We start from the raw sequence: 15580 nt of genomic DNA on the forward strand, positions 1-15580 counted from the left end.
ATCTACTTATTTGGTTCCCAAAACGTTATCAAGTTTCTTGTGCAGCTCGCTGCTCTCGTTTTCGAGGCTCTGGCGGATAGCCTGCTTAGCTGCAGCCTTAGCCATCTCTCCGTTGTAAGCGATGCGTACCAGCACCTCCTTGTTCTTGTTCTTCAAGGTGCGGAAGCACTCTACCACGGTGATGGTTCTACCGATGCTCTGAACGATGAGGCTCTTGCTGGCCATGATACTCTTGGTCACGGTAACAGCTTCTTCCATAGCGAGCTGCTGTGTAGCGACAGAGTTGTCTACGAGTGCAGAAACCTCTGTCTGAATCTGTGCAGCCAGGTTCTGCTTAGCCAATTCTGTGGCCTGCATCTTGGCACCATCATAGTTCTCGCCAATGCTCATTGCCTCGCCCATCAGGTACTTTGGGTACATAGACTCATCATACTCCATCTGCATGAGGTATGACTTGTCGAGCTGCTTCTCCAATGGGAGTGCTCCTGGAGCTGATTGCCAACCTTCCTTCTTCAATTTCTTAGCCTCTTTCTGTGCGGCTTTTGTTGCCTTTGCGTTAAGTTCAGCCTTAGATGCCTTTACAAGTTCTTTACGCTCTTTAAGTAAGTCCTTAGTGCTCTGTGCTTGAGCAGATACACTGATAGGTGCTGCCATGAGGCAAAGCAAACCTACTGAGAAAAATAGATGTTTCATAAGCTTGAAATTTATCATTATTATTATATTACTTTCTGTCCAAAGGCAGAGAATATGAATCTGGTATACTTGATGTATTGAGGTCCTTTTTTCTCTTTGATGCCTCTGCCTGATAGATTCTTGCGACAAATTTACAAAAAAAATAAGAAAGGAGGAACCTTTTACGTAAAAAAATGCTGCCAAAGGATAAAAAATATACCTTTTGCAGCATTTTTGTGTTTATTTTGTATTAAATTAATGCGCTTCAAGCCAGTTTTTGCCCCAACCGGCATCTGCCACCAGTGGCACGCTGAGCTTGTAGGCATTCTGCATTTCTTCTACCACAATCTTCTCCACCTGTTCTTTCTCTTCTGGATAGACGGAGAAGTTGAGCTCGTCGTGCACCTGAATAATCATCTTGCTCTTGATGCCTTCTTTTCTGAAGCGGTTGAAGATGCGTACCATCGCCACCTTGATGATGTCGGCCTCTGAACCCTGGATAGGGGCATTGATGGCATTGCGCTCGGCGAATCCTCTCACGGTGCCGTTCTTGCTGTTGATATCCGGCAGATAGCGGCGGCGGTGGAAGAGGGTTTCGGCGTATCCCTTGGCTCTTGCCATCTCCTTCGACTTTTCCATATAAGCCTGAACGCCAGGGAAGGTGCGGAAGTAATCTTCTATGATTTGCTTCGCTTCCTTGTTCTCGATGTTCATGCGTTGGGCAAGACCGAAGGTGGTGATACCGTAGATGATACCGAAGTTGGCTGTCTTTGCCTTCTTTCTCTGGGCATCGGTCACGTCCTTGATGTCTTCGTGCCAAATCTTGGCTGCTGTGGCGGCGTGGATATCTGAACCTTCGCGGAAAGCCTCTACCATGTTGGCATCTTCACTCAGATGTGCCATGATGCGCAGCTCTATCTGCGAGTAATCCGCAGAAAAGAATAGACATCCTGGCTCCGGGATGAAGCATCTTCTTATCTCCTTGCCATCGTCATCTCTCACAGGGATGTTCTGCAGGTTCGGATCGCTTGAAGAGAGACGACCTGTGGCTGTGATGGCTTGGTTGAACGATGCGTGGATATGACCGGTTCGAGGGTTGATAAGCTTGGGAAGAGCATCGATATAGGTGCCCAGAAGTTTCTTCAATCCTCTGTAGTTCAATATCTCATCGATGATAGGACTCTTGCTGCGCAACTGCTGTAAAACCTCTTCGCTGGTTACATACTGTCCCGTCTTCGTCTTCTTCGGCTTTTCCACAATCTTCATCTTTCCGAAGAGAATTTCTCCTACTTGTCGGGGAGAAGAGATGTTGAAAGATTCGCCTGCCAACTCATAGATATGATGTTCGATTTCTGCAAGACGATTGGTAAGATTATTGGATGTCTCCTTCAATGTTTCTGTATCAATGCACACGCCATTCATCTCCATGTGGGCAAGCACCGGAACCAATGGCATCTCTACATTCCAGAACAGATCCTCGCATTCTATCTCCTTGAGCTTCGGTTCGAGCACATTCTTCAATCTCAATGTGATGTCGGCATCCTCGGCTGCATATTCGTAAACTTCAGATGGAGCAAGGTCGCGCATCGACTTCTGGTTTTTGCCCTTCGGGCCTATCAGCTCCTCGATGTGAACTGTCTGGTAGTTGAGGAAGACTTCAGCGAGATAGTCCATGTTGTGATAGAGTTCTGGCTGGATGATGTAGTGCGCGAGCATCGTATCAAACATCTTTCCCTGTATCTCCACACCGTAGTTCATCAACACCTCGTAATCGTACTTGATGTTTTGTCCCACTTTCAGGATTTCAGGGTTCTCGTAGAGCGGTTTGAATATGTTTACGAATTTTAAAGCTTCTTCACGATTTGCTGGAATTGCTACGTAGAATGCCTCCTTCTCCTCAACTGCAAAGCTCAAACCCACCAATTCTGCATCGATGGCAGAAGTAGAAGTGGTCTCTGTATCTAAACTGAGAATCTTCTTTGTAATCAAAAAATCATAAAGATTGCGTGCATCTTCTTCTGTTTCAACGAGTTTGTATGTATGATGAGTCGTCTTAATGGTCTCAAAACTCGTGTTTTTTTGCTCTTCCTGCCCATCGCTTGGCTGTGCGCCAAATAAATCGAGCTCTCCTGTAGGGTTTGTTTGCACCTTTTGAGGTTTTTTAAGAACTCGCTTGGCGAACGACTTAAACTCCAGTTCGGTGAAGATTTCGTCTAGTTTGGCGTTGTCTGGCTCAGTCAACTTCAAGTCGTCCATCTTCAAATCCACAGGAACATCGGTTCTGATGGTTGCCAGGAATTTCGACATCTTGATATCTTCCACGGCACCTTCTACCTTTTCGCGAAGTTTGCCTTTCACTTTTGATGAGTTCTCAATCAATCCCTCAACACTTCCAAACTCGCTAATCAGTTTGATGGCAGTTTTCTCTCCAACGCCTGGGCATCCAGGAAAGTTGTCGGCAGAGTCACCCATCAGTGCCAAGAGGTCGATGACCTGGAGTGGGGAAGCGATGCTGTATTTTTCTTCAATCTCTTCAACTCCGAGCTTTTCGTACCCACCTCCATGGCGAGGTCGGAACATGAAAACATTGTCACGAACCAGCTGCGCATAGTCCTTGTCAGGAGTAAGCATATAGGTTTCGACACCCTTTTCTCCAGCTTTCAAGGCAACGGTTCCGATGATGTCATCTGCCTCGAAACCATCTACCTGAAGGATGGGAATATGGTATGCTTCGAGGATACTTTTGATGATAGGCACCGAGAGTTTGATGTCTTCCGGAGTCTCTTCTCGCTGAGCTTTGTAAGCAGGAAAAGCCTCATGGCGGAAGGTTTTGCCATGGTCGAAAGCCACCGCTATGTGGGTTGGCTTCTCCTTGGTAAGTATCTCGTTAAGGGTATTGCAGAAACCCATGACACATGAAGTATTAAGACCCTTCGAATTGATTCGAGGGGCTTTCATAAAGGCGTAATACGACCTATAAATGAGCGCATAAGCGTCTAAAAGGAACAATTTATCCATAATATTCATTTTTATGGTGTAAAATTACTAAAAAAATGCGATATTTCACGAATAATTCATTAATTTTGTATCAAATTTCAGAAATTAAGTAGGTTTAAACGAAAATAATGGACTATTTATCACTTATCAAACAACCAATTGAGGCAGATTTGGCAGATTTCGTAGATTTGTTCAACAAGTCTTTGATGCACAGTGACGGCCTCCTTTCCCAGGTGCTCGACCACATCCGTCAGCGCGCTGGAAAGCGCATGCGCCCTATGCTCATCCTGCTGATGGCTCGTAATTTTGGAAAGGTTTCTAGCGTAACTCAACATTCTGCTGTTGGTTTGGAGCTTCTTCATACCGCTTCGCTGGTTCATGATGATGTGGTTGATGAGAGTGGCGAGCGTCGTGGACAGGCTAGTGTGAATGCTACCTATAATAATAAGGTAGCCGTACTTGTGGGCGACTATATTTTATCAACCGCTCTTCTTCATGTATCTTATTCTCATTCAGAAGAGATTGTTCGCTATCTGGCAGAGTTGGGTCGTACCTTGTCGAATGGTGAGATTCTCCAGTTGAATAGTATCAGCAATGAAGAAATATCAGAAGAGATTTATTATGAAGTAATTAACCAGAAAACTGCCGCACTCTTCGAGGCTTGTGCAGGTATTGGTGCGTTATCGGCCAATGCTTCTGCCGTAGAGGTTACTGCTGCCAAGCGATTTGGCCAGAATCTCGGCATCATTTTCCAGATTCGTGATGATATCTTTGATTATTATGATTCCAAGGAGATTGGTAAGCCAACGGGCAACGATATGACGGAGGGTAAACTGACCCTGCCTGTTATCTATGCACTTAAGTCAACGGGCGATGAGGAGATGATGAAGCTGGCGAGAAAGGTGAAATCCCGTGAGATTTCTTCAGAGGAAATCGCTCAGCTGGTGGCATTTACCAAGGAGAATGGCGGTATAGAATATGCTGATAAGCGTATGTGGGATTTCCATGCCGAGGCGATGATTTTCCTCGATACATACGTGGAGGATAAGGATGTATATAATGCCTTGAAGGCGTATTTGGACTTCGTAATAGAACGAAAAGCGTAATATTACGAAACGAAAAGCATAATGAATAAAAAAGGGTTGATTCTCCGAGAGAATCAACCCTTTTTGCTTCTGTATCCTATTGATTATAACTTATTTCTTTTAGAAATACTTGATTTCCTTACCCAGGATTTCGCTCAAGAGGAGGTTGGTAAGGCGCGATGTGCCGAGGCGCAACCACTGGTTGGTAAGCCACTTTTCGCCCAAAACTTCCTTCACGATGGTGTAGTAAACCACTGCGTCGTGAACGGTATTGATGCCGCCGGCAGGCTTGAAACCTATCTGAATACCAGTCTTCTCGTAGTAAGCCTTGATGGCCTGGCACATTACGTAAGCTGCCTCTGGAGTAGCTGAAACCTTCTCCTTACCTGTAGAAGTCTTGATGTAATCAGAACCTGCATACATGGCAAGAACAGAAGCCTTCATGATGTTGCTGCAGTTCTTCAAGTCGCCTGTTTCCAGGATACACTTCATCTTATGCTCGCCGCAGGTTGCCTTCAACTCCTGGATATCGTCGCAGAGACCCTCGTAATCCTCGCTGAAGAACTTGCCTACAGGCATTACGATATCTACCTCTGTAGCACCATCCTTGATAGCCATGGCTGTCTCGGCAATCTTTACCTCGATAAATGTCTGAGAAGATGGGAAATTACCGCTTACAACGGCGATTTCTACGCCATCAACCTCCAGACTCTGACTGATAAGACCAGCGAAGTTAGGGTAGGTGCATACGGTTGCTACATGAGGAAGCTCAGGATAATCGTGGGCAAACTGGTTTACCTTTTCAATCATCTTCAGGATGCTTTCCTCTGTATCCTCTGTATGAAGAGATGTAAGCTCGATGCTACCGAAGAGGAACTTCTTCACCTCCATAGTCTCATTCTCTGCTACCTTCTCATCGAGAATCTTCTTCACTTCTGCTGCGATTTCCTCGTCGTTGAGGTCGCAATTATACTGTTTCAATACAGACAAATACTTGTCGTCCGACTCGCTATACTGTCCCTGCTGTGCAAGAACCTGTTCTTTAATACTGCTCATACTTAATGTTACTTTTTTTATTATTAAAGTTTAGTTATTTATATGATTCCCTCAATTTCGGGTATTTTACTTCCTCAATTTCGGTGTTTTATTCCTTCAATTTCGGATTGTTCTTATGTCTTTCAGCATCCCTTTGGGTCTTCTTGTCGATGCTTTTCTGGAGCTCTTCGGTAAGATCGATACCCGTTTGGTTAGCCAGACAAATGAGAACCCAGAGAACGTCAGCCATTTCCTCTCCTAGGTTAGGCTTTTCGCCTTTTTTGAAGCTCTGGTCGCCGTATGTTCGGGCGATGACACGAGCCAGTTCTCCTACTTCTTCCGTAAGACAAGCCATATTGGTAAGCTCGCTGAAATAGCGAACGCCATATTCCTTAATCCACTTATCTACTGCTTCCTGTGCTTCTTTTATAGTCATAATAGATGATCTTTAATTATGAAATAAGTCAAACATAGCCATAATCCAGTCATGAATATAGCGGCAATGGTGTTGTAGATACCGATTTTTCCATTCTCCATTTTGTCGCTGATGAACTCCATATTCACGCCAATGGCAACGAGGGTTTCACCAACATATTCTGCCCATGGATTGTTTAAGAACCTTTGAGAAAAGGTAAACGTTATGATTATTCCTATAGCCAGGAACCAACTTTTATATTTTAAAATCTTTTCCATCTGTTCTCGAATGTTTGGTTTTTACTCCTTATTATGGGTGTCCATCATGATGGTAACAGGACCATCATTCAGTAATTCTACCTTCATGTCGGCACCAAATTCGCCCGTTCCTACTGGCTTTCCGAGTGCATCGGATAGCTTCTTGCAGAACTCTTCATAGAGCGGAACGCTGATTTCGTGCTTGGCTGCTCTGAGCCAGCTAGGGCGATTGCCCTTCTTGTAGCTGGCGAATAGGGTGAACTGGCTAATCACCAGAATCTCGCCGTTTATATCCATAATGGAGCGGTTCATTACGTGATTCTCGTCGTCGAAAACACGAAGGCCGATAACCTTTCTAACCAACCAATCTACGTCTTCTGAAGTGTCGCTTTCCTCAACGCCGAGAAGGATCAGATAGCCCTGCTTGATGGCAGATTTCACTTCTCCTTCAATGGTTACAGAGGCATGGCCTACACGCTGTATTACTATTCTCATCTGTTTGAATTTTATTATTATTACATAGTTTCAACTGCAAATATACGACTTTTATTTCATATTCTCGTCTTTTTCGGCGAAATATTTCGCAAGAATTTTGGCTTTATGAGGGCCTAATACCTCGGCAAGCTGTTCCTGCGATGCTTCTTTTATCTTTTTCACGCTCTTAAACTTGCTCAGGAGTGCCTCTTTTGCCTTAGGACCGATGCCTTTGATATCGTCTAATTCCGAATGCAGGGCGTGCTTGCTGCGCTTGTCACGATGGAAGGTGATGGCGTATCTATGTACTTCGTCCTGTATCTGCGTCAATACCTTAAAAAGCTCGCTTTCTGGTGGTAGAGCGATGGTTTGTGGCGGGAAGCCGTAGAGGAGTTCGTTGGTGCGGTGGCGGTCGTCCTTGGCAAGACCTGCGATAGGAATTTCCAGGTGCAGTTCGTCTTCTATCACCTCTCTTACCACCTCCATCTGGCCCTTTCCACCATCGGTGATGATAAGGTCTGGCAGGGGAGTTTCTTCCTCTATCATGCGACTGTATCTTCGTCTTACCACCTCCTGCATCGAAGCATAATCATCCGGTCCTTCCACCGTTTTGATGTTGTATTTCCTATAGTCCTTTCTTGATGGTTTCATACCTTTATATACGATACATCCAGCCACGGCATCGGTACCCGATATGTTGGAATTATCGAAGCATTCTATCTGGTAAGGCATCTTTGGAAGCTTCAGTTTCGTCTGCAATTCCTTCATCAATCGGGTTTGTTTCTGCTCCGGATTGAGCTTTTCAGCCTGCTTCAGACGGTCGAATTTATACTGCTTGCAGTTCATTTCCGAGAGCTCCAGAAGGTGCTTCTTGTCGCCTCTCTGCGGCACGAAGAAGGTGGCATCTTTCAGTTTCCATTCCATCTCGAAAGGCACGATAATCTCTTTCGAAGTAGAGTGGAAACGCTCTCTGATTTCCGGTATGGCGGTAATCAGAAGTTCCTCGTCGCTCTCCTCCAGCTTGCGCTTATACTCGTAGGTGAAGCTCTGGTTGATAGTGCCGTTTTTTACGTGAATATAGTTGATGAAGGCATTCTTCATGGCGTCATCATTCACGATGGTGAAGACGTCAACGTCGGTAATGGTATGGCTTACCACCTCGCTTTTTGCCTCAAATTCGTCCAGCAACTGGTACTTCTTCTTGTATTCTTCGGCTATTTCGAAGCGCAGAAGTTCGGCATTTTTCATCATCAAATCATAGAGATATTTGCTCACTTCGCGGGTGTTTCCCTTCAGAATTTCACGTGCCTGGCGCATGTTTTCCTGGTACTCCTCGTAGCTCTGCTTGTTGATACAAGGGGCACCACAGTTGTGAATATGGTACTCCAGACAGGGCTTGTATTTGCCTTCCGCCACGCCTTCTTTGGTGATAGGAAACCGGCAGGTGCGGGGTTTATACAGCTTCTTGATGACCTCCAGAACGGCATACATGCTGCCCACATGAGGGTAAGGACCGAAGAAAGTTCCCACCTTTTTATTGATGTTTCGGGTCTTGAAAATGCGGGGAAAATACTCGTTCGTAACGCATATAGAAGGGTAGGTTTTGCCGTCTTTCAGCAAGACATTATATCTTGGATTATACTTTTTAATGAGGCTGTTTTCCAGCAAAAGGGCATCTTCCTCGGTGTTTACAACGGTATAAGAGATGTCGAAAATTTTAGAAACAAGCACCTTAGTCTTGTATCTATCCACCTCTTTATGGAAGTAAGAAGACACTCTTCTCTTCAGATTTTTCGCCTTTCCCACGTATATAATCGTATGGTTTTCGTCGTAGTATTGATAGCTTCCTGGCTTCTCCGGCATGCTCAAAACTATGTTTTTCAGCCTTGCCAATCGCTCCTCATTTTCTTGTTTCGTCATCTTGTTATGGGTTAAAAATAGGGTAAAATAGCGTTGTGGTTTCACGTGAAACCGCAACGCTAAATGGGATTACAACTGCAATAAAGTTGATACTTCTACGTCGTCATCGAAGATTTTTCTACCTTCGAAATTCTCGTTTACGAGCTCGATAATGAAGTTGGCATACACCTTCTTCGGGTGGAATTTCTTCACCAGATCGCATGCAGCCTTCATGGTTCCGCCGGTGGCGAGAAGGTCGTCGTGGAGGAGGATTACGTCGTTCTCGTTGATGGCATCTTCGTGGATTTCGATGGTGTCGATGCCATACTCTTTGGCGTAGCTAGCCTGCACGGTTTTGCATGGAAGCTTACCTGGCTTGCGGCACAAAACTACGCCTGCTCCGAGGCGAATGGCGAGTGCCGAAGACATTACGAAACCGCGAGATTCGATGCCCACAATCTTGGTAATTCCCTTGTCTTTGTAGATCTCATACATCTCGTCACAGATCTCCTTGAGAGATGCAGGATTCTTGAAAAGGGTACTCACGTCACGGAAGTTTACACCCTTGATAGGCCAATCTGGAATGCAACGCAGATTGTCTAATAATAGCTGATTGTTCATTACTTATTTACTATAAAATTAATACTATATTTCTTCTTTCTTCGCTTTTGTTCCACGAAAATGCTGAAGTTTTACTTTAGCCACAATTTACTTGATGTAAAAGAATCTAAGTTCTTTAATATCAAATGTTTTATGTTTTGCGGGTTTCACGTGAAACATTCTGCAATATCCTTTGTTTCGCAGTCTTTTGCGGTGAAACAGCCGATGTTTCCGGCTTATCTTCCCATCAGCACGAGCATCACGTTGATGTCGCTTGGCGAAACGCCCGGAATGCGGCTTGCCTGGGCCAAAGTCTCAGGGTCGATGCGTTCGAGCTTTTGGCGTCCCTCGGTAGAGATTTCGTGAATCTCCGAGTACTTGAATCTTCCCTTGATTCTGATGTTCTCCAGACGGTGCATCTTGTCGGCGATGAGTCGCTCGCGGTCGATGTAACCCTTGTACTTCATCTTGATTTCCGCCGCCTCTGCAATCTCTTCCTTGCGGTTAGCCGGCGCTTCCATCGCAGCCTTCAGGTCGGGGATAATCTCCGAGAGGTTCTGAAGGTTCAGATGTGGACGGGCTACGAGGTCGATGAGCTTGCAGCCGGCACGCAGCGGAGTGGTGCCGAGCGCTTCGAGCTTCGGATTGATCTCTTCCTTCTTGATAGGATAGTTGGCGCAGAAGTCGATGATTCTTTCGATGGCTTCCTTCTTCTCCAACCACCAGTCGTAACGGTCGCGCTTGGCAATGCCCAGCTCGTATGCCTTCTCGGTGAGTCGGGCATCAGCATCGTCTTGTCTCAGCAGGATGCGATACTCGGCTCTTGAGGTGAACATTCGGTAAGGTTCATCCACGCCCTTTGTGGTGAGGTCATCGATGAGCACGCCGATGTAGCTCTCGTCTCGTTTCATCTCGAAAGTCTTGTCGCCCGTGCAGTGGAGGGCGGCGTTGATTCCGGCTACGGTGCCCTGACCGCCTGCCTCCTCGTAACCGGTGGTTCCGTTCACCTGTCCGGCAAAGAAGAGACCCTTGATGATTTTCGACTCCAGCGTATGCTTCAGTTGGGTAGGGTCGAAGTAATCGTACTCGATGGCGTAACCTGGTCGGTAGATCTTCGCATCTCTCAGAGCCGGGATTTCGTGCAGCGCCTTCAGCTGGATGTCCATCGGCATGCTCGAAGAAAATCCGTTCAGGTACATCTCGTTCGTATCTTCGCCTTCCGGCTCCAGGAAGAGCGGATGCTGCTGCTTGTCGGGGAAGGTGACGAGCTTGGTTTCTATGCTCGGGCAGTAGCGGGGACCGGTGCTCTGGATCTGGCCATTATATAAAGGTGAATCGTCGAGCCCGCTTTTCAGAATCTCGTGTACTTTATTATTGGTGTAGCAAGTCCAGCAAGGAAGTTGCTTCAGCACACGATGGTTGCCCATGTATGAGAACTGATGGAAGTCGATGTCGCCCGGCTGCTCCTCCATGTCTTCGAAGTGAACGCTTCGCTTGTCGATGCGCACCGGTGTTCCCGTTTTCATTCTTGCCGATGTGATTCCCCATCGGGTGATGCTCTCGGTGAAGTGGTGCACGGCTGGTTCTGCACATCTTCCACCTTCCACCATCTTTCTTCCCACGTGCATCAGTCCGTTCAGGAAAGTGCCGGCAGTGATGATGATGCTCTTGGCGTAGAACTCGGCTCCCCAGATGGTGCGCACGCCGATGGCCTCGCCGTTGGCAACGAGCAGTTCGTCGGCCTGGTCTTGCCAGATGTCGAGATGGTCGGTGTGGTCGAGGATGGATCTCCATTCCCAGATAAACTTGCCGCGGTCGCATTGGGCACGTGGGCTCCATACGGCAGGTCCCTTACCGATGTTGAGCATTCTAAACTGTATGGCGGTCTTGTCGGTCACTATACCCATCTGTCCGCCCAGTGCGTCAATCTCCCGTACAATCTGTCCCTTTGCAATTCCTCCGATGGCAGGATTGCAACTCATCTGACCAATCTTGTTCATGTCCATCGTTATCAAACAGGTGTCGGCACCCATGTTTGCAGCGGCCGCAGCGGCCTCGCATCCGGCGTGTCCTCCACCTATAACGATTACGTCATAATTGAAGTTCATAATCTCTATTTAATCTATATTTTTTCTAATTTTCGGCAAAAGTAAGAAATTAAATTGAAATTTTAGCAAAAATACTTTGATAAATCATTAAAATATAGTAATTTTGCAGCTGACTTGCGGAAATATACCTAAAAATGAGGATTGCAGAATGCCTAAAAGTAGGTATCGCAGGCACTTGATGAAGGAAATATTAAATAGTTTCAAACAGTTAAATAATTTAAATTCAATCATTTATGTGGTTAATCAATTCATCTATTGGTAGAAAGGTAGTGATGTCAGTAACTGGTATCGCACTTATTCTATTCTTGACATTCCACGGTTGCATGAATGTGGTTGCGCTTTTCTCTGGAGAAGCTTACAACACAATCTGCGAGTTGTTGGGTGCTAACTGGTACGCCGTAGTTGCAACATTAGGTTTGGCAGCTTTGGCAGTTTGTCACATCGTTTACGCTTTCATTCTGACAGCACAGAACCGTCGTGCTCGCGGAAATCAGCGTTACGAGGTAACTTCAAAGCCAGAGAAGGTAGAGTGGGCTAGCCAGAACATGTTGGTGCTTGGTATCATCATCGTTCTCGGTTTGTTGCTTCACCTCTTCAACTTCTGGTACAACATGATGTTCGCTGAGCTTTTGGGTACAAGCTTCGGTCACAGCCCAGCAGACGGCTTCGCTTACATCCAGGACACCTTCGCTAACCCTGTGTTCGTAGTTCTCTACATCATCTGGTTGGTAGCTCTTTGGTTCCACCTCACTCACGGTTTCTGGAGTGCTATTCAGACTCTCGGTTGGAACGGTAAGACTTGGTTCTGCCGTTGGAAGACTATTGGTATGATTTACTCTACCATCCTGCTTCTCCTCTTCATCGTTGTCGTATTGGCATTCGCTTTCGGTTGCGCTCCATCTTTGTGCTGCGCATAATTCGTGTAATCATTTAAGTATTAAAAAAGATTATGGCAAAAACATTAAATTCTAGAATACCTGAAGGACCAGTAGCTGAGAAATGGACCAACTATAAGGCTCACCAGCGTTTGGTTAACCCAAAGAATAAGTTAAAGCTCGACGTTATCGTCGTAGGTACAGGTTTGGCAGGTGCTTCTGCAGCTGCTTCTCTTGGCGAGATGGGCTTCAACATCTTGAACTTCTGCATCCAGGACTCTCCACGTCGTGCTCACTCTATCGCAGCACAGGGTGGTATCAATGCAGCTAAGAATTATCAGAATGATGGTGACTCTGTTTACCGTCTGTTCTACGATACAGTAAAGGGTGGTGACTACCGTGCTCGTGAGGCTAACGTTTACCGTTTGGCTGAGGTGAGCAACGACATCATCGACCAGTGCGTAGCTCAGGGCGTTCCTTTCGCTCGTGAGTACGGTGGTATGTTGGCTAACCGTTCTTTCGGTGGTGCTCAGGTATCTCGTACATTCTATGCTAAGGGTCAGACAGGTCAGCAGCTCCTCCTCGGTGCTTACTCTTCTTTGAGCCGCATGGTTGAGGCTGGTAAGGTAAAGCTCTTCACCCGTTACGAGATGGAGGATGTAGTTATCGTTGACGGTCACGCTCGTGGTATCATCGCCAAGAATTTGATCACAGGTAAGTTGGAGCGTTTCTCTGCCAACGCCGTAGTTATCGCTACCGGTGGTTATGGTAACGCTTACTTCCTTTCTACAAACGCTATGGGTTGTAACTGTACAGCAGCTATCCAGTGCTACCGCAAGGGTGCTGACTTCGCTAACCCATCTTACGTTCAGATTCACCCTACATGTATCCCTGTTCACGGTACAAACCAGAGTAAGTTGACTTTGATGTCAGAGTCACTCCGTAACGATGGTCGTATCTGGGTTCCTAAGAAGATTGAGGATGCCAAGGCATTGCAGGCAGGTACAAAGAAGGGTTCTGATATTCCTGAGGAAGACCGCGACTACTACTTGGAGCGCCGTTACCCAGCATTCGGTAACCTGGTTCCTCGTGACGTGGCTTCTCGTGCAGCTAAGGAGCGTTGCGACAAGGGCTTCGGTGTCAACAACACAGGTCTTGCCGTATTCCTCGACTTCTCTGAGTCTATCAACCGTCTCGGTATCGACGTTATCCTGCAGCGTTATGGCAACCTCTTCGATATGTATGAGGAGATTACCGACGTTAACCCAGGTGAGTTGGCTAACGAGATTAACGGCGTGAAGTACTACAACCCAATGATGATCTTCCCTGCTATCCACTATACAATGGGTGGTATCTGGGTTGACTACGAGTTGATGACCACAATCCCAGGTCTCTTCGCTATTGGTGAGTGTAACTTCTCTGACCACGGTGCTAACCGTCTTGGTGCATCTGCTTTGATGCAGGGTTTGGCTGACGGTTACTTCGTATTGCCATACACCATCCAGAACTACTTGGCCGACCAGGCATTGTGGCCAAAGCTCTCTACCGATCTCCCAGAGTTCGCAGAGGCAGAGGCAGGTGTTCAGAAGGAAATCGACCGCCTGATGGGTATCCAGGGCAAGCGCTCTGTAGATTCTATCCACAAGGAGTTGGGTCACATCCTTTGGGAGCATGTAGGTATGGGTCGTACCAAGGAAGGTCTTGAGGAAGGCTTGAAGAAGATGAAGGCTCTGCGCGAGGAATTCAACAAGAACCTCTTCATCCCTGGCAAGAAGGAAGGCTTGAACGTAGAGTTGGATAAGGCTATCCACTTGCGTGACTTCATCTTGATGGGCGAGTTGATCGCTTACGATGCATTGCACCGCAACGAGAGCTGTGGTGGTCACTTCCGTGAGGAGTACCAGACAGAGGAAGGCGAGGCTAAGCGTGATGACGAGAACTTCTTCTACGTAGGCTGCTGGGAGTATCAGGGCAACGATACAACTGCTCCAGTGCTCAACAAGGAACCTCTCGAGTATGAGGCAATTAAGGTACAGACAAGAAATTACAAGAATTAAAAAGCGAACAAGACAATGGCAAGAAATATAAGTTTCACAGTTAAGTATTGGAAGCAGGACGGTCCTACAGCACAGGGTCACTTCGATACACACGAGATGAAGAACATCCCAGATGATACTTCATTCCTCGAGATGCTCGACATCTTGAACGAGGAGCTCATCGAGTCAGGTCAGGAGCCTTTCGTCTTCGACCACGACTGCCGCGAGGGTATCTGCGGTATGTGCTCTCTCTATATTAATGGTACACCTCATGGTAAGACTGAGCGTGGTGCTACAACATGTCAGCTCTACATGCGTCGTTTCAACGATGGTGACGTTATCACCGTTGAGCCTTGGCGTTCTGCTGGTTTCCCTATCATCAAGGACTGTATGGTTGACCGTTCAGCATTCGACAAGATCATCCAGGCAGGTGGTTACACCAGCATCCGTACAGGTCAGGCTCAGGATGCCAACGCTATCCTGATTCCTAAGGAGAATGCAGACGAGGCAATGGATTGCGCTACATGTATCGGTTGTGGTGCTTGTGTTGCAGCATGTAAGAATGGTTCTGCCATGCTCTTCGTCAGCTCAAAGGTTAGCCAGTTGGCACTTCTCCCACAGGGTCGTGTAGAGGCTGCTACCCGTGCTAAGAAGATGATTGCACGCATGGATGAGCTTGGATTCGGTAACTGTACAAACACTCGTGCTTGCGAGGCTGTTTGTCCTAAGAACGAGTCTATTGCTAACATCGCCCGCTTGAACCGTGAGTTCTTGAAGGCTAAGTTGGCTGACTAATCCATCGCATAGATTTAGAATTCTGAATATTCTTCCGCATTCATTCTGCTTTTCTTGCAGGTTTTGCTGAGTGCGGGAGAATTTTCCCAAAACTACTTCACACTACACTCTTTAGGGAGTAAGTGGTTGAAGTATAAGAAGTTGAGTGAGTGTAGTGTGCCCTTTGACACTTCACTCACTCTTCACTTTTTAAGGGCACACTACACTTCTGAAATTTTTAGCGAGTGAAGTGTGTGTGTAGTGTGAGTGTAGTGTGCAGATGAGTATTGCACTCCTTTTATTTGTTGATAATCAAGATGTTATGGAAGAAGAGTGTAGTGTGTAGTCTATTT

At 46.5% G+C, this 15580-nt stretch carries 13 protein-coding genes; 4 read left to right on the forward strand and 9 right to left on the reverse strand.

The genetic code is table 11. The features are described from left to right. Nucleotides 1-6 precede the first annotated feature (6 nt). A complete protein-coding gene (locus KUA49_RS14185; protein ID WP_203051760.1) occupies nucleotides 7-693 on the reverse strand; it encodes a hypothetical protein in 687 nt (228 codons plus the stop codon). Nucleotides 694-927: 234 nt separating this feature from the next. Then, a complete protein-coding gene (gene polA, locus KUA49_RS14190; protein WP_218413154.1) occupies nucleotides 928-3690 on the reverse strand; it encodes a DNA polymerase I in 2763 nt (920 codons plus the stop codon). A gap of 107 nt (nucleotides 3691-3797) precedes the next feature. Here polA and KUA49_RS14195 point away from each other — a divergent pair, with 107 nt between their 5' ends. Then, nucleotides 3798-4775: a polyprenyl synthetase family protein gene (locus KUA49_RS14195; protein WP_218413153.1), complete on the forward strand. Its 978-nt coding sequence runs from the start codon at nucleotides 3798-3800 to the stop codon at nucleotides 4773-4775. A 99-nt stretch (nucleotides 4776-4874) separates the two neighbouring features. Here the strand turns inward: KUA49_RS14195 and deoC are convergent, their stop codons facing one another. The 7 genes from deoC to mnmG all read right to left on the reverse strand — a co-directional run bounded on the left by deoC (nucleotide 4875) and on the right by mnmG (nucleotide 11542). After that, on the reverse strand, nucleotides 4875-5810 hold the full coding sequence (gene deoC / locus KUA49_RS14200; RefSeq protein WP_218413152.1) for a deoxyribose-phosphate aldolase: 936 nt from the start codon (nucleotides 5808-5810) through the stop codon (nucleotides 4875-4877). A gap of 88 nt (nucleotides 5811-5898) precedes the next feature. Then, a complete protein-coding gene (locus KUA49_RS14205; protein ID WP_203040370.1) occupies nucleotides 5899-6225 on the reverse strand; it encodes a nucleotide pyrophosphohydrolase in 327 nt (108 codons plus the stop codon). Beyond that, a complete protein-coding gene (locus KUA49_RS14210; RefSeq protein ID WP_218413151.1) occupies nucleotides 6222-6482 on the reverse strand; it encodes a hypothetical protein in 261 nt (86 codons plus the stop codon). Before KUA49_RS14210 ends, KUA49_RS14205 begins: the two co-directional genes overlap by 4 nt. Before the next feature lie 21 nt (nucleotides 6483-6503). After that, nucleotides 6504-6956, reverse strand: coding sequence for a D-aminoacyl-tRNA deacylase (gene dtd, locus KUA49_RS14215; protein WP_218413150.1), 453 nt, complete (start codon nucleotides 6954-6956; stop codon nucleotides 6504-6506). 51 nt (nucleotides 6957-7007) lie between these two features. Further along, nucleotides 7008-8855, reverse strand: a complete 1848-nt coding sequence (gene uvrC / locus KUA49_RS14220; protein ID WP_218413149.1) for an excinuclease ABC subunit UvrC — start codon at nucleotides 8853-8855, stop codon at nucleotides 7008-7010. Nucleotides 8856-8924: 69 nt separating this feature from the next. Then, complete coding sequence (locus KUA49_RS14225) at nucleotides 8925-9455, reverse strand: adenine phosphoribosyltransferase (protein ID WP_203051766.1); 531 nt, start codon at nucleotides 9453-9455, stop codon at nucleotides 8925-8927. Between the two features lie 215 nt (nucleotides 9456-9670). Continuing rightward, nucleotides 9671-11542, reverse strand: a complete 1872-nt coding sequence (gene mnmG, locus KUA49_RS14230) for a tRNA uridine-5-carboxymethylaminomethyl(34) synthesis enzyme MnmG (RefSeq protein WP_203051767.1) — start codon at nucleotides 11540-11542, stop codon at nucleotides 9671-9673. 233 nt (nucleotides 11543-11775) lie between these two features. Between mnmG and KUA49_RS14235 the strand changes: the two genes are divergently transcribed. Genes KUA49_RS14235 through KUA49_RS14245 form a run of 3 tightly spaced genes read left to right on the forward strand, consistent with a single transcriptional unit; the run spans nucleotide 11776 to nucleotide 15248 of the window. Then, the gene (locus KUA49_RS14235; protein WP_203051768.1) at nucleotides 11776-12459 is read left to right on the forward strand and encodes a succinate dehydrogenase/fumarate reductase cytochrome b subunit; all 684 of its coding nucleotides are present in this window, start codon (nucleotides 11776-11778) and stop codon (nucleotides 12457-12459) included. A gap of 32 nt (nucleotides 12460-12491) precedes the next feature. Continuing rightward, nucleotides 12492-14474: a fumarate reductase/succinate dehydrogenase flavoprotein subunit gene (locus KUA49_RS14240; RefSeq protein WP_117663575.1), complete on the forward strand. Its 1983-nt coding sequence runs from the start codon at nucleotides 12492-12494 to the stop codon at nucleotides 14472-14474. A gap of 15 nt (nucleotides 14475-14489) precedes the next feature. Continuing rightward, nucleotides 14490-15248 (forward strand): succinate dehydrogenase/fumarate reductase iron-sulfur subunit, encoded by a 759-nt coding sequence (locus KUA49_RS14245; protein WP_089543082.1) that lies wholly within the window; start codon nucleotides 14490-14492, stop codon nucleotides 15246-15248. Nucleotides 15249-15580 lie beyond the last annotated feature (332 nt).

Source organism: Segatella copri (assembly GCF_019249655.2).
GTDB lineage: Bacteria > Bacteroidota > Bacteroidia > Bacteroidales > Bacteroidaceae > Prevotella.

Bases quoted from the DNA above. Each gene is read 5' to 3' on its own strand.
- KUA49_RS14185 (WP_203051760.1), bottom strand. From the start codon at position 693: ATGAAACATCTATTTTTCTCAGTAGGTTTGCTTTGCCTCATGGCAGCA.
- polA (WP_218413154.1), bottom strand. From the start codon at position 3,690: ATGGATAAATTGTTCCTTTTAGACGCTTATGCGCTCATTTATAGGTCG.
- KUA49_RS14195 (WP_218413153.1), top strand. From the start codon at position 3,798: ATGGACTATTTATCACTTATCAAACAACCAATTGAGGCAGATTTGGCA.
- deoC (WP_218413152.1), bottom strand. From the start codon at position 5,810: ATGAGCAGTATTAAAGAACAGGTTCTTGCACAGCAGGGACAGTATAGC.
- KUA49_RS14205 (WP_203040370.1), bottom strand. From the start codon at position 6,225: ATGACTATAAAAGAAGCACAGGAAGCAGTAGATAAGTGGATTAAGGAA.
- KUA49_RS14210 (WP_218413151.1), bottom strand. From the start codon at position 6,482: ATGGAAAAGATTTTAAAATATAAAAGTTGGTTCCTGGCTATAGGAATA.
- dtd (WP_218413150.1), bottom strand. From the start codon at position 6,956: ATGAGAATAGTAATACAGCGTGTAGGCCATGCCTCTGTAACCATTGAA.
- uvrC (WP_218413149.1), bottom strand. From the start codon at position 8,855: ATGACGAAACAAGAAAATGAGGAGCGATTGGCAAGGCTGAAAAACATA.
- KUA49_RS14225 (WP_203051766.1), bottom strand. From the start codon at position 9,455: ATGAACAATCAGCTATTATTAGACAATCTGCGTTGCATTCCAGATTGG.
- mnmG (WP_203051767.1), bottom strand. From the start codon at position 11,542: ATGAACTTCAATTATGACGTAATCGTTATAGGTGGAGGACACGCCGGA.
- KUA49_RS14235 (WP_203051768.1), top strand. From the start codon at position 11,776: ATGTGGTTAATCAATTCATCTATTGGTAGAAAGGTAGTGATGTCAGTA.
- KUA49_RS14240 (WP_117663575.1), top strand. From the start codon at position 12,492: ATGGCAAAAACATTAAATTCTAGAATACCTGAAGGACCAGTAGCTGAG.
- KUA49_RS14245 (WP_089543082.1), top strand. From the start codon at position 14,490: ATGGCAAGAAATATAAGTTTCACAGTTAAGTATTGGAAGCAGGACGGT.